Origin of the sequence: Glutamicibacter sp. AOP38-B1-38 (assembly GCF_052377485.1) — a bacterium.
Classification (GTDB): Bacteria; Actinomycetota; Actinomycetes; order Actinomycetales; family Micrococcaceae; genus Glutamicibacter.
In genome coordinates this window covers 63,855-78,173 of sequence record NZ_JBQSWU010000001.1, presented here as the reverse complement: position 1 = coordinate 78,173, position 14,319 = coordinate 63,855, and the positions used below count along the sequence as shown (strand labels likewise).

The following is a 14,319-nucleotide window of genomic DNA, read 5'->3' as shown; positions in this document are numbered from 1 at the left end:
TCGGACGAGTGGTCAAATTATTAGTTCGATTCGGTAATTCAGGTGAGGACGACAATGATTTCCAAAGCGCGGCGAGTCACTGCTGCAGCATTAACGGTGGCGGCATTATCGCTGGGAGCGTCTGCACCAGCTTTTGCAGAGCCCCCTGTCACCATTCCACCTGGCGACTTCGTTGTCGACAACGCGCAGGTGCTCGGTGGCGATGAAAGCAATCTCGAAAACGACATTAAAGAGCTTCGAGACGAGACTGGAATCAGTCTCTTTGTTGTCTACGTCGATGAATTTACCAATCCCTCGGATCCTAGCCAGTGGATGCAAGAAGTTGCGAGCACGAAAAATATGGGTAGCTCGGATGCCATTCTGGTCGTTGCCACCGATCAGCGGCAAGCGCGGTTTGCCGGCCATCAAAATGGACCGCTGAATGCCTCGGCTCAAGACATCTATGCAGAACATATCTCTCCGACTCTCGGCCAACTAGATTGGGCAGGAGCCGCCGAAGGAGCAATTGAAGGCATCTCAAATGTAACCGAGGGTGGAAGCGCTAGCGGCTCGTCCGGCTCCGGTGGCGGCATCTTCTGGGTTCTGTTGCTTGTTGGCGGCGTGGCAGTGGGCGCCTACGTGATGCTATCGCGGCGCAGCAAGAAGAAGATCAACCAGCTTCCGCAGAACCACGGCAATCTCAACGGTCATCAGCCCCAGCAGCTTGAGTCGCTGGAAAAGCTACGTTTGCAGGCTGACCAGTTGCTGGTCGCGGCAGACGATTCCATTCGATCTTCTGAGCAAGAACTCGGTTTCGCTGAAGCTCAGTACGGCCCAGATGCCATCAAGGTCTTTTCTACGGACCTCATCGAGGCCAAGACCCATCTGGTTGAGTCCTTCCGACTGCAGCAACAGCTCGATGATCACATCCCCGACACCGAAGAAGAGCAACGTTCATGGCTCGGTGAAATTATCAATCGTTGCGGCCAAGTCAATGACACCTTGCAAGAGCACGCCGCCGAATTCAAAAATCTTCGCCAGTTGGAACAGAACGCAGAGTCCCGAATCAATGAGGTTGCTGCAGAAAAGGAACCGCTAGCCCAGCGGCTTTCTCAGCGGGTGTCCGAACTCGAGGGACTGACTTCGAAATACGATGAAAGCGCCGTCTCGCAGATTACCGATAACGCTGAGCAAGCTTCGGAACGACTAACTTTCGCAGCCTCAGTGCTGAAGCAAGCGCGCGAGAAGCTCGAAACAGATCGCTCCGGCGCAGCACTTCTCATCCAGAATGCTGAAGAGGCTCATGACCAAGCCGAAGTGCTCCTCGAAGCTATCACCAAATCGGCCGCCTCGCTCCGTCAAGCCGATGCTGATTTAGAATCAGCTGTCGCCATGGCCGCCCGGGATCTGGCGCAGGCCAAGGCGCTCGTTGCCAACGGCACTCAACCGAATCTTGCAGGTCCCATCGCCGGGGTGGAGAGTACCCTAGGCAACATCCAGCAGGCATTGCGCGGTGGCAAGCACAACCCATTGGCCTTGATCTCGGCCCTCGACGAATCGACTAAACCGCTAGCCACCGCCTTGGGCACGCTACGCGACCGGGCCGAGCAGGATCGCGTGGCGCGAGATCAGCTTCAGTCGCTGTTGAATACGGCGGCATCGCGCATTCAGGGCACGGAAGATTACATTCGTGCCCGCCGTGGTGGCGTGCGTTCTTCGGCCCGTACTCGTCTGGCCGAAGCGCAGCGCTCTTATGACCAGGCACTAAGCCAAGCGGCACAGAGCCCCACCGAGGCGGTGGCTGCCGCGCAGCGGGCGGTGCAGCTTGCAGACCAGGCAGCACGCATGGCTGAGCAGGATGTCAACGGATTCGGCGGCGACGGTGGTATGGGCGGCTTCGGCGGCGGAAACCGTGGTCGTGGCGGCATGTTTGACGGGATCGGTGGCGCCGTTCTCGGCGGCATCTTGATCGATTCGATCCTCGGCGGCGGAAACCGTGGCGGAGGCAATCACGGTGGTGACGGCGGATTCTTCGGCGGCGGCGGCTTCGGCGGTTTTGGCGGCGGTGGCGGAGGATTCGGCGGCGGATTCGGCGGCGGAGGTGGTGGAGGATTCGGCGGCGGAGCCGGCGGTAGTTTCTAGAGTTACGCGGTTTTCCCAAGTAGTACTCAAATTTCAGTAGAACTATTTCGTATAGAAAGGTCAAACCATGACCAAGCAGTCACTTTTCGGACGCGTTGCCCAGCTGGCAAAAGCAAACATCAACGCCATTCTGGATTCAGCCGAAGATCCTGAGAAGATGATGGACCAGATGGTCCGCGATTACACCGACAACATTGCCGAAGCCGAACAGGCTGTGGCGCAGACCATTGGTAACCTGCGCATGCTGGAAGATGACTACCGCGAAGACGAACAGGCGGTCAGTGAGTGGGGCACCAAAGCACTCGCCGCTTCCAATAAGGCTGATGAATTCCGCGCAGTTGCCGACTCAACCAACGCCGCCAAATTTGATAATTTGGCCAAGGTAGCGATCCAGCGTCAGATGCAGTCCGAAAGCGAGATGAAATCCGCTAACCCGACCATCAACTCGCAGCGTGAAACCGTTGAGAAGCTCAAGACCGGCTTGAACCAGATGAAGGAAAAGCGCATTGAGCTTGTCAGCAAGCGCGACGAGTTGATCGCGCGTTCCAAGGCTGCCCATGCACAGAACCAGGTCAATGAAGCCGTCAAGTCCGTGAATCTCATGGATCCGACCAGCGAGATCAGCCGGTTCGAGGAAAAGATCCGCCGTGAAGAGGCCAAGGTGATCGGTGCTTCCGAACTCGCCTCGTCCAGTCTGGACGCTCAGTTTGAGTCCTTGGAGGATCTTGGTGAGCAAACCGAGGTTGAGGCTCGCCTTGCGGCTCTGAAGGCCAACCAGACCGGAGCCTTGGAGAGCTAAGCTCACCGGAATGCAAAAGGGCGCCGGGCCAGAAATATTTCCGTTCCGGCGCCCTTCTTTTCGTTCAGTTCCGTGAGTTAAAACAGAGTTAAAACAAAAGTGGAGATCCATTCGGATCTCCACTTTTTCTCTGTGGCGGGGATAGGATTTGAACCTATGACCTCCGGGTTATGAGCCCGGCGAGCTACCGAACTGCTCCACCCCGCGTCGGTAAATACAACATTACCAACTCGTAAACCGTATAGCGAATCGAGAGAGCATGTCGTGCATCACAGGGGTGCTACGTGGGCCGAAGGGGCGAAAATCAAAGGGGTCTCCATGCCTGGAAAATTGATTTGAATGCGGAAGTCCTGGGGCGGATCAACTGCCAAATGGGAATTCATTGAACGAGGGTTAATCCAAGTGGCCGAGCCCAGCACTTTTCTATCGCTGAATGCAGGCTTCAAGGAATCGCACTTGGCCGCCGCAATCAGCTGTCCCATAATCCCAGAACGCAGAACAGTTCAATCGACTCAGCAGCCACTATCCCAAACTGATTTCCTCAGCTCATCTCGTCGCGACGGCAGGTGAGGCCTTAGTCGGCCCAAGGGCCCGCGGGCCATCTTCGTCGGTATGGAATTCTCTGTAGGAGCTTACAAATCAACCCACTATCAGGCGAGATCGAGGTTTTTGGACCCCATGCAGGTTGCTTTCGAAGTCCGTCTCATGTCCGCCTCGAAGGCCTGAACGCGGCGGCGCCGCTAGTGCCCGCGGCTTGGGGAAACTACCCGACCGGCTATAGCGCAGGATCACCAGTTGATGATTTAAAACAAAAGTGGAGATCCATTCGGATCTCCACTTTTTCTCTGTGGCGGGGATAGGATTTGAACCTATGACCTCCGGGTTATGAGCCCGGCGAGCTACCGAACTGCTCCACCCCGCGTCGGTAAATACAACATTACCAACTCATAAACCTCATGCCTAATTGAGCTGACATGTCCTTAGTCACAAGGCGAATCTACGTCCGGGAGGTTGCACTAAAAGCTTCTGCTTCTTGCTCGTAGTTACCGCTGATCGTCCGAACCGCATTTGGTCGTGCAATAGGCACATTACGGAAAACGTTGTTGCCGACTGGTCGCTTCGGAGAGTCAATCCGTTGAAGTCGAAGGCCTATAGCGTGGCACAGCTAGCATCTGGATTCCTACCTGCCCTAGGGCTCAACTTCAACCAATGAACCGAATCGATGTGGCCACGAACCGCCAAGGGCCAGTGCGGCCTATCAGAGGTGCTACCTTAGTCGCGTGCATACTGCGTCACCGCACCGCTGTGCGGCAGTGAGCATGGCGCCGAACCCCGCTTAGCCTCGCTGGGCGCCCGGCTACTCAAATTCATCATTCGGGCGCGTACGAAGCGTTTACAAGACGATCCTTATTTAAGCCGCTGAAAAGCAAAATCCCCCAGTCCGCAGACTGGGGGATTTCGCTTGGTCATCGCCGAATCATTCTCGACTTGTCCCATAAGTGGCGGGGATAGGATTTGAACCTATGACCTCCGGGTTATGAGCCCGGCGAGCTACCGAACTGCTCCACCCCGCGATGACTAGACTATTCTTCATCATCGCGGAGCGAAATGCAAATCGGGGCTCAGCCTACGGAGATAGCTATCCGTTATTGGCGTCGTTAGGCTCAGCGGACTCGCTCGGAGCTTCCGGGGCTTCGGAGCTAGTCTGGACTTCACCTTCCGGGGCAGCTTCGCCGTTGATGGCAGCGTCAGCTTCCAATGCACGGCTCAGCGCATCCTGAAGTTCCTTCTGCGCTTCGCCGTAGGCTGCGAAGTCGCCAGCCTTCAAAGCGTCATCAGACTTCTGGATCGCTGCATTGGCAGCATCCAGAGCATCCGTTAGCTTCTGGGTTTCAGACTGCGAAGGCTGTTCGCTCTCCCCCGGCTGTTCTTCCGGTGTCGCACCATCGCCGTTCTCACCGGTGACGGCACCCGAATCGCCGCCAAAGACCTCGTCGAGAGCTTCTGAGAGCGTATCCGCGAAGCCAACCTGGTCGCCGAAGGCAACTAGCACCTTACGCAAGGTTGGATAACTGGTCTGGCCCGAGGACTGAACATATACCGGCTGAACGTAGAGGATGCCGCCACCCACTGGCAGCGAGAGCAGGTTACCGCTCTTCACCTCGGACGCGCCCTGGCGCAACAGGTTCAGCTCTGTGGTCACACGCGGATTGGTATCGAAGTTCTGCTGCGCCTGGCCTGGGCCAGGTACTGCCGTATCGCGAGGCAGCTCCAACAAGCGAAGCTTGCCGTACTCGTCAGCCTTCACGCCATCTTCACTGCCCGCGTCTGCGTTCGCAGATAGGAAGCCGAACAACACGTTACGCTGCTGCCCGTTGGCTGCTGCCTGTGGAATGAAGGTGGAAGTCAGCGAGAATGATGCCGCATCTTGAGTTGGCATCTTCAACGACAGGAAGTACGGAGGCTGCTTCACACCCTGAGTTGAAGAGGTCGGATCATCTGGCACCGCCCACGCGTCATTGGACTCGTAGAACGCGTCGGGATCATCAACGTGGTAAGTCGTGAGGACTTCGCGCTGAACCTTGAACATATCTTCCGGGTAACGCACGTGCTCCATCAGATCCCCGGAAATGTTATCCAACGGCTGGACGGCAGTAGGGAAGACCTTTTGCCAAGCCTGCAAGATTGGATCTTCGGTATCCCACGCGTACAGATCAACCTTGCCGTCATAGGCGTCAACGGTAGCCTTGACCGAGTTACGCATATAGTTCACGCGACCCGATAACCGATCGAAATCTGAAGCGTTAGTCAGCGAGTCGGAAACAGCCGATTCGATCTGCTGTTGCTGTGCATAGGGGAAATCATTTGAGGTGGTGTAACCATCGACGATCCATTTGACTCGTCCATCGATAATTGCCGGGTAGGCACTCGAATCGAGCGTCAGGTACGGGGCAACCTTGCTCACGCGATCGCGCGGGTTACGGTCGTACAGAATCTGTGATTCATCGTTGACCGCGTTGGAGAGCAACAGGTCCGTAGAAGCGAACTTCAACGCGAACACAACACGGTTGAACAGGTTGCCTACGTTAGGGCCGCCCTCTCCCTGGAAAGTGTAGCGGGTGTCTTCACCCTCGCCACCAGCGCTTGGACGGTCAAGCTCCTGATCGGTCCAGCCTTCCGGGCCGCCAACTACCGAATACTCAGGTGAGCTCTCACCGAAGTAAATGCGCGGCTCGTAATCCTCTTCGGTGATCAAATCACCGGTGGACGGAATGCCTCCGAGCATAAAGTCGGGGCGGCCACCGGCAGCTACGCGGTTACCGTAAGCAGCAACCAGCCCGTAACCGTGGGTGTAGGTAATGTGCTGGTTCACCCAGGTGTCATTGGGGTTGACGTTGACTTCACGTGCGGCAATGACCGTATCTTCGACTTGTCCGTCGATCTCGTAACGGTCGACATTCAAAGTTTCGGGGAAGGTGTAGTACCCACGGAACTGCTGCAGCTGCGCAAACGCGGCAGAAACCAAGTTGGGATCCAACAAGCGAATATTCGCCGTAGTTTCCGTTTCCTGGGCCAGCGCGTTCTTCTCGGTGCTGACCTTGGCGTCGTACGGAGTGACTTCGACATCGTCCAACCCAAAGGCCTCACGCGTCATCTGGATATTTCGATCAATATAGTCGCGTTCCAACGTACGCTGCGACGGAACTACTTGGTACTGCTGTACCAGGAATGGGTAAACGCCGCCGGCGACGATCATCGTCACCACGAGCATTGCAGTACCAATCAGTGGCAAGCGCCAGCGACCGTTGAACGCCGCAATCACGAAGGTAACTGCGATCAGAATTGCGACAATTGCCAGAATCATCCGTGCAGGAATGACCGCGTGAACGTCTTTGTACAGTGCACCGGCTACGCGCCCGGACTGATTGTTAAGCGTCTCGTATTGAGAAATCCAGAAGTTGACCGCCTGGAGTAGCAGGAACACTGCCACGACCACTGCGGTATGCACGCGGGCAGCCTTGCCCACCGTGATGCCGCCGCGTTCTTCGACGCGAATGCCACCGTAGAGGTAATGAGTCAGCAATCCTGCAACACCGCCGAGCAGAACCACCGAAATCAAGAATCCGGTGATCAATCCGATGAACGGCAGGGTGAAGATAAAGAATCCCAGGTCCATATTGAACTGCGGATCGGTGGATCCGAATGGAACCCGGTTGAGGAACAACATAATGGTCTGCCATTGTCCGGCTACCGCGATGGCGGAGAACAAACCCACCACTGCAGGAATGCCGATCATGAGGAAACGGCGAACCGGTTCAAGCTGCGCTTGGTAACGGGACATGGAGTCTGGACGACTCGTCTCCGGTGCGTAGACAGGACGATGCTTGTACGCACTGCGCATAGAGAACCACATCGGCACCGCCATCAAGACCAACGCGATGAAGAAGATGATGAGTTTGGCGATGCGCTCGGTCCAATAGACTTCCGAGAATCCCAGCTGGTTGAACCAGAGGATATCTGCGTAGAAGTTCGAGAGGAAGACAAACACGGCCACCAAGATGACCACCGCAAATACCGTCAGCGTCAGTGGAGACGCCTTCTTATTTGCGGGCTTAGAAGGTTGTTGCGGCCCTTGGGGTCTCGGTGGACCCCCGAACGGACTATCCGATCCGTATGACACTATTCATTCCTTACCTAAATGTCCCGCACGCCTTTGCTAACGCCAGAACTCGTATATCTATCACTGTACTTACTAAGCTTCAGACACCTAGTTGTATGAACGGTGTCGAGCGGATCTATGAGCAGGATTCCAACGTGGTAGGGTCCGCGCCTTGCTCAATTTTTGCCAACGCCTGCCGTGCTTCATGAAGCGTGCCCACCTTGACGACATTTAGCCCTATCGGCACGCGTCCCCTGACATCCGAGCAATTCTCAGACGGCGCAAGGAAGACCGTCGCACCATCCGCCTTCGCGGCGACCATCTTCTGGGCGATCCCTCCGATAGGCCCGACTTCGCCCTCGGCGGTAATCTCTCCGGTCCCGGCAATATGGTGTTCTCCCGCCAGTGAGCCTTCGGTCAACCGGTCGATGATGGCCAATGCGAACATCATGCCGGCACTCGGGCCGCCGACCTCTTCCACGCCAAATTTCACGTCGATTGGAAAATCAAAGGCGGTGCTCAAGTAGACCCCAAGCTGGCGCGAGCCCTCTGCATTGGCTGAAGTAGTGACGCTGACCTCAGTCTCCTTCGGCTCACCCTCACCTGTAGCCCTGCGAACCGTCATCGTGCTTGGCTGATCTCCACGCTCATTGAGGTCTGCCTTCAAGTCTTCCAAGTTGGAAACTGGTTTCCCGTCGAAGCCCAGTAACCTATCTCCTGGCTTTAATGAATCTCTATTGGTATCTGTAGAGAAATCCGCGACTTCCAACCAGGTGGAATATTCGTGCCCCAGCTCATTCATGGCTGCGGCAACCGACAATTCTTGTGAAGAAACCATCATCGAATCGTTGGCCGCGCCACGTTCTTCGCTAGTGACTCCACGCGGGATCATGGTCTCTTCTGGGACGATATCCTTGTTCGGATTAAATAGCGCTTCGAGAATCACCGGGGTGGACACCCGATTCTGCCCACCGCCCTGAACGTAAATGGTCGTCATGTCCAAAATGCTGTCGGACTGAAAGCTCTTGGCACCGTCGATGGTGATGAGTTCCTTGCCTTCGTACTCCCCCAGCGTGTTCAGCACGGGTCCGGGTGTACGCACCACAAAGTTGGTGGGTAAGAAGAGGATCAGACCGACCAGCAGCAGGGCTAGTGTCCCTGCGATCGTGGTTTTCACGGGCTTGGAACCAGAAACTTGCGTGCCCGAAATCGGATTCGCATCCTTCGTGGATGATGGTTCCTGTTCGTGCACTGATCTTGCTCCCGCCGCTCAAAAATATTTCAGGAGCGCTTTCACAAACGCCACCCCCTCTAGCCTACTGAATGCCCATGCAGAACTTCATCAGCTATAAGGAGTATTCGATGTGCCGAAAGCGAACTCAGGCTTGCATCGATGTGAACTCTCAGGCGTAGGGGGTACTTTTAATGACATGGCACAGAACCCTCCGAATAACCGACCCGACGGTGACGACGACGAAAACAATCCGCAGGATCCAATGTCAGCGATGTTCTCACAGCTCTTCGGTGGCAGTTTCGACCCAAACGATCTCCCGCCTCAGCTTCGCGAAGCGATGGGTTCCCAGGATCCCGCCGCTATGCAGCAAATGATGCAGCAGGCACAAGCGATGATGTCGGCAATGATGCAGAACAATGCCTCCGAAGGGCCGGTCAATTGGAAGCTCGCTTCGGATACCGCGCTTCAGGCGTATGCCGGCGAAGACCCCGAAGTTTCTGACTCGCGCAAAAGCGCCATTGTCGACGCTTCCTATCTGGCCGACCTGTGGCTCAATAACGCCACGGCTTTTGAGTCCAAGGGCGAAGCTACCGAAGTTTGGACTCGCAAACGCTGGTACGACAAAACTCTGGGTGTTTGGAAGAAAGTCACCGAACCGGTGGCCGAATCCGTGACCCGTGCAATCACCAGCGCAATGAAGGACCAGATCCCCGAAGAGATGAAGGGCATGCTCGGCAACTCCGATGCGATGTTCCGGAATCTTGGTTCCAGCATGTTTGGAATGCAGCTCGGAACTGCCCTGGGCGGCTTAGCCAAGGATGTGCTTGGAGGCACCGATATCGGGTTGCCGCTGGCAGGAACGACACCCGGCCTGGTCGCCGCCAACGTCGCCAACTTTGGCGAAGGGTTGGAAATCCCCGAGCAGGAAGTGCTGCTCTACGTTATTCTGCGCGAGCACGCTCACGCACGGCTATTCAATCGGGTTCCGTGGCTTTCTTCTAAACTCATCGGTGCGGTCGAGTCTTACTCACGTGGCATTCACATCGATATGTCACGGGTCGAAGAAGCAGTTCGCGGTATCGATCCGTCAAACCCGGAGAACCTGCAAGAACTGCTCGGCGAAGGGCTGTTTACGCCCGAGCGCACAGGCCAGCAAGAAAAGGCACTTGAAAATCTCGAACTGACGCTGGCACTGATCGAAGGTTGGGTCGACCACGTTGTGTCGCTCGCGGCCGCTAACTTGCCATTCGCAGCTCACCTTCGAGAAACCATGCGCCGTCGCCGTGCCTCCGGTGGTCCTGCTGAATCAGCATTTGCTTCGCTGGTCGGCTTGGAATTGCGTCCGCGCAAGCTTCGCGAGGCTGCGGCCCTCTGGGAACACCTCCATGAGGAACGTGGTACCGAGGGCCGAGATGCTATTTGGGATCACCCTGATTTGATGCCTACGGCCGAAGATCTCAGCGATCCGGCGGGCTTTACAAAGCGCCGAGTGTCGGCTGCATCTGAATATGACGAGTTTGACGCCGCACTAGGCAAGCTACTCGATGGCGGATTCGATAATCCGGAACCTGAAGTCGAAAGCCCTGAGGATTCTAATCCAGACGATCCGAAGAACTAACAACAAGTTCTGATGCAAGTAAGGGGTCTAAGCAGCTTGAGCTGCTTAGACCCCTTACTTTTCGTTGGAGCGGAGCTCAAACTCGCAGGTCATTCGTCGTCGAGATCGTCAAATCCGCCAGTTTCGGTATCGGACTCTCCGTTTTCTTTGGCATGTGCGCGGAAACCTGCACTGAATCCGGCGAGATACTGGTCCGCTTCGGCTCTTCTTTCGAACCGGTCGAGCAGATCCTGGAACCTTTTTCCGTGTCCTTGGCCCGGCGTTGCCAAATGGACTAGCTCATGGACCAAAACATAGTCTTGCACCCAATTCGGGGCATACTTCAGTTTGGCGGAAAGTCGGATGGTTCGCTGGATTGGGGTGGCAGAACCCCACCGTTTATTTTGATTATTGACCCAACGCACCGATACCGGATTAGCCAGTCCATCCAGATACTTTAGGTCCAAATATGCGGCCCGTTCCATCAACGATTCCTCGGTGGCGGCCGCCGATTGACGGCTCTTACGCTGGCGGTATTTCTTGAGCATCTCGTCCACGAATGCGCGCTCCGTGCTTTCATTAAGTGCCGCGGGCACCTGAACGACCAACCGGTCCTCGCGCCATTGCGAGGAGATGGTCTTCTTTCGTTTGCTCGAACGTACGATACGGACCGGGATGTCATCCGCAGCGATAAAATCAACGGTCTGAGGGTATGCCGGCATCGGGTGCCTCCACTTCTATCCTTCACAGGATTGCGATGGTTTATCGGTTACGAGCTCACCATAGAGCCCCTTAGGTGCACCGATTTTCCGTTCCCTGCGAGCTGTCGACAACTAGCCTTGATAATCCGTCAAAACAGCCAGCACCGCTTCACCGTAGCGTTCAAGTTTGCTGCGCCCCACTCCTGAGATTTTGGCCAGCCCTTGGACCGAAGTCGGTCGGTGCTCCGAGATCGCCATGAGCGTCGCGTCGGTGAAAATCACAAATGCGGGAATCGAATTGCTTTGGGCCACCGAGGCTCGCCAGCTCCGCAGCTGCTCAAAGAGCGCTTCGTCGTACGCGGCGGGGCAGGAGGAACATCGTTTGAGCTTCCGCTCCTTCGCAGTGGTCAAAAATGATCCGCAACCGGCGCAAACGGAAGGCGTGAGTTTCTGCTGCTTGCGGCGAACCGGTGCTTGTTGCCGGCTGCTGGCCTGCCGCACAGATTTAATCCCGTCTAGGAATCTTGACGGATATCGGTGCGCCCGACCACCCGGAGTCCGGGCTAAGGACCACGACAGATACAGACGTATGCGCGCACGAGTAATTCCTACGTAGAGCAGCCGGCGTTCTTCATCGTAGCCAGCCTGGTCCTTGGCATAGGTGATCGGTACAAGTCCCTCGCTGAGGCCAGCCAAGAAAACAACGTCCCATTCCAGGCCCTTCGCCGCGTGGAAGGACGCGAGCGTGACGCCGTCCAAGGTCGGCGCATGTTGTGTCGCCGCGCGTTCTTCAAGTTCGCGGACCACATCGTGCAAGGTCACTTCGTGCCCCTGGTCGCCTTTGCCTGCAACCAGATCGTCGGCCAGACGCACGAGGGCGGATAACGACTCCCACCGTTGGCGTACCGCACCGGTGCTGCCGGTGGGCGCTTCCGGAGCATACCCGTGCGAGGAGAGCACATCGCGCACCAGCTGAGGTACCGATATGTCCCCTGCAACATTTAGTGCAGCGCGGAGTGCAAGCATTCCCTCCTTGACTTCACGCCTCGAGAAAAAACGTTCGGCGCCGCGCATGACGTAGGAAATTCCGTGCGCCGTGAGCGCTTGTTCAAACGCTTGAGACTGACCGTTGGTGCGGTACAGCACCGAAATTTCAGAGACGTCTTGCCCGTCTTTGACTAGCGCCTTGATGCGTTGTGCAACCTCATCCGCTTCCTGTTCATCGTCGGCAGCCTCGAAAAATTCAGGACTAGGTCCATGCTCGCGCTGGGCAATGAGTTCCAAGGGTTCTGGCCAAATGACCGTCGGATCAGGCATCGAAGTTTCTATCCGGCGCGTGGACAACACCTTATTCGCCAGATTCACCACCTCGGGTGTCGAACGGTAGTCACGCACGAGCTTGACGACAGTTGCTTCGGGGAATCGCGTTCCGAAGTTCAACAGGTAGTCAGGCCGGGCACCGGTGAACGAATAGATCGTCTGGGAGGCATCGCCCACCACACACAGTTCGTCACGCCCACCGAGCCACAGATCGAGCAGCCGCTGTTGCAGCGGCGAAACATCCTGGTACTCATCCACCACGAAATGTCGATACTGGGACCTGACGTTGGCGGCAACTTTCTCGTCTTCTTCAAGAATTGCGCTGGTAAGCAGCAAAACATCTTCAAAGTCGATCACGCTGCGGTCGTCTTTGAGTTCCTCATAGGTTTGGAAGATGCGTGCCATGCTCACCGGTTCCAGACCGTTGGGCAGATCTCGGGTGGCCGCGACCTTGGCGTAGCTTTCGGGAGAATGCATCGATACCTTGGCCCATTCGATTTCGGAGGCAAGGTCGCGCACCATGGCGCGGTCGCTCGAAATTCGAAGTCGGCGCGCGGATTCAGCGATGAGCGGCGCCTTGTGCTCCACCAAGTTCGGCAACGTCCCACCGACCGACTGCGGCCAGAAGTACTGCAGCTGTCGAAGTGCAGCGGCGTGGAATGTCCGGGTCTGGACGCCTGGCGCCCCCAGCAGGCGAAGCCGGGTGCGCATCTCGGATGCGGCACGGGTCGTGAAGGTCAGGGCCAGCACGCTGGTCGGGTTGTAGACCCCGGTATGCACACCGTGGGCTATCCGGTGTGTGATGGCTCGGGTCTTGCCGGTCCCGGCACCGGCAAGGATGCATATTGGGCCGCTCAGAGTCTCGGCCGCCAGCCGCTGTTCGGCGTCGAGCCCTGCCAAAAGATCGGGGGCCGGTATATTTTCTTGCTCGGTCACTTGCTTGGGGCCTCCGGGAGGGCTTCTCCGTACCAGTTACGGATCAGTGCGTGTGCGATGGAAATACCGCGCGGAATTTGCAGGGTGCCGGCGCTCAATTCAGAGCCGAGTTGTTCGCGGGTGAACCAGCGCAGGTCAAGTATTTCGGCGCCGTCAGGTACCAGCTGCGTGCTCAGCGCCTCGCCGGTGAAGCCCAGCATGAGCGAGCGCGGCATTGGCCACGGCTGGGATCCGCGGTAGGCAACATCGCCTACGTGTACCCCTGATTCCTCAAAGATCTCTCGACGCACCGCAGACTCAAGTGACTCTCCTGCCTCGACAAAACCAGCTAGGACCGAGTACATCTTGGATTTGAACGTGCTGTTGGCACCGAGCAGCAGACGATCTTCGGAATCAACGATGGCGGCGATCACCGCCGGGTCGGTGCGCGGGAACAGCTCATGGCCATTGTCCACGCAGCGTTGCACCCACCCGGAGGTGGAGGAACGAAGTTCGGAACCGCACCGGGGGCAGAACACTTCGTTGCGTCTCCAGTTGGCTATTGCCTGGGCCTCAACAAACAACTCGGCCTGAGCCGCATCAAGAACATTAAACGCGTCTCGCAGCGAGGTCCATGATGACTCGGTCTGTTCGTCAAGCACCGAGGAGTCGACAATGGCCAGAACAAATAAGTGCTGCTTGTCACGGCCAAGGTAGACGAATTTTTCTTTCCCGGACGCCTGATAGTCCGGGCCCGGGATCAAAAACAACGATTCGCCGTTGAGCGCTGCACCACGTTCAGAAAGCAGCATCACTCGACTCTGCGGGTTGGCCATGACCTGTGGTAGCAGGTCAGGCTGGTCATGCTCGGTCACCGGACGCTCATACACGGATCGTGCGAAGCTCAATGAGGTGAGTGGTAATCGATATTTTTCTGCCAACGCCATACTCCTAACCTAGTGCAATTCGCTG

At 56.7% G+C, this 14,319-nt stretch carries 8 protein-coding genes and 3 tRNA genes; 3 read left to right on the top strand and 8 right to left on the bottom strand.

The features are described from left to right. Window positions 1–54: 54 nt before the first annotated feature. Together ACT3TP_RS00365 and ACT3TP_RS00360 are read left to right on the top strand one after the other, a co-directional pair. Complete coding sequence (locus ACT3TP_RS00365) at window positions 55–2,121, top strand: TPM domain-containing protein (protein WP_444618731.1); 2,067 nt, start codon at window positions 55–57, stop codon at window positions 2,119–2,121. A 67-nt stretch (window positions 2,122–2,188) separates the two neighbouring features. Beyond that, window positions 2,189–2,920, top strand: coding sequence for a PspA/IM30 family protein (locus ACT3TP_RS00360; protein ID WP_444618729.1), 732 nt, complete (start codon window positions 2,189–2,191; stop codon window positions 2,918–2,920). A 133-nt stretch (window positions 2,921–3,053) separates the two neighbouring features. On the opposite strand, the gene ACT3TP_RS00355 is transcribed toward ACT3TP_RS00360, so the two are convergent. From ACT3TP_RS00355 to ACT3TP_RS00335, 5 genes are all read right to left on the bottom strand, one after another. Next, window positions 3,054–3,127: transfer RNA gene (locus ACT3TP_RS00355), tRNA-Met, on the bottom strand. 641 nt (window positions 3,128–3,768) lie between these two features. Further along, window positions 3,769–3,842 (bottom strand) — tRNA-Met (locus ACT3TP_RS00350). Window positions 3,843–4,420: 578 nt separating this feature from the next. Next, a tRNA-Met gene (locus ACT3TP_RS00345) sits at window positions 4,421–4,494 on the bottom strand. 65 nt (window positions 4,495–4,559) lie between these two features. Then, entirely contained in the window at window positions 4,560–7,601 is a 3,042-nt protein-coding gene (locus ACT3TP_RS00340; RefSeq protein WP_444618727.1) for a UPF0182 family membrane protein, read from the bottom strand. A 115-nt stretch (window positions 7,602–7,716) separates the two neighbouring features. Beyond that, complete coding sequence (locus ACT3TP_RS00335) at window positions 7,717–8,757, bottom strand: YlbL family protein (RefSeq protein ID WP_444618725.1); 1,041 nt, start codon at window positions 8,755–8,757, stop codon at window positions 7,717–7,719. Between the two features lie 253 nt (window positions 8,758–9,010). Here ACT3TP_RS00335 and ACT3TP_RS00330 point away from each other — a divergent pair, with 253 nt between their 5' ends. After that, entirely contained in the window at window positions 9,011–10,432 is a 1,422-nt protein-coding gene (locus ACT3TP_RS00330; RefSeq protein ID WP_444618723.1) for a zinc-dependent metalloprotease, read from the top strand. An 89-nt stretch (window positions 10,433–10,521) separates the two neighbouring features. On the opposite strand, the gene ACT3TP_RS00325 is transcribed toward ACT3TP_RS00330, so the two are convergent. From ACT3TP_RS00325 to nudC, 3 genes are all read right to left on the bottom strand, one after another. Further along, window positions 10,522–11,133 carry a M48 metallopeptidase family protein gene (locus tag ACT3TP_RS00325; RefSeq protein ID WP_444618721.1) on the bottom strand — a complete coding sequence of 204 codons (612 nt, stop codon included), beginning with the start codon at window positions 11,131–11,133 and terminating at the stop codon, window positions 10,522–10,524. A gap of 111 nt (window positions 11,134–11,244) precedes the next feature. Continuing rightward, window positions 11,245–13,368, bottom strand: a complete 2,124-nt coding sequence (locus ACT3TP_RS00320; protein ID WP_444618719.1) for an ATP-dependent DNA helicase UvrD2 — start codon at window positions 13,366–13,368, stop codon at window positions 11,245–11,247. Beyond that, window positions 13,365–14,255: an NAD(+) diphosphatase gene (nudC, locus tag ACT3TP_RS00315; RefSeq protein ID WP_444618717.1), complete on the bottom strand. Its 891-nt coding sequence runs from the start codon at window positions 14,253–14,255 to the stop codon at window positions 13,365–13,367. The genes ACT3TP_RS00320 and nudC overlap by 4 nt, the downstream gene beginning before the upstream one ends. Between the last annotated feature and the right edge of the window lie 64 nt (window positions 14,256–14,319).

What these genes read in the sequence shown, in the direction of transcription:
- ACT3TP_RS00365 (WP_444618731.1), top strand. Translation starts at nt 55, where the DNA reads ATGATTTCCAAAGCGCGGCGAGTCACTGCTGCAGCATTAACGGTGGCG.
- ACT3TP_RS00360 (WP_444618729.1), top strand. Translation starts at nt 2,189, where the DNA reads ATGACCAAGCAGTCACTTTTCGGACGCGTTGCCCAGCTGGCAAAAGCA.
- ACT3TP_RS00330 (WP_444618723.1), top strand. Translation starts at nt 9,011, where the DNA reads ATGGCACAGAACCCTCCGAATAACCGACCCGACGGTGACGACGACGAA.
- ACT3TP_RS00325 (WP_444618721.1), bottom strand. Translation starts at nt 11,133, where the DNA reads ATGCCGGCATACCCTCAGACCGTTGATTTTATCGCTGCGGATGACATC.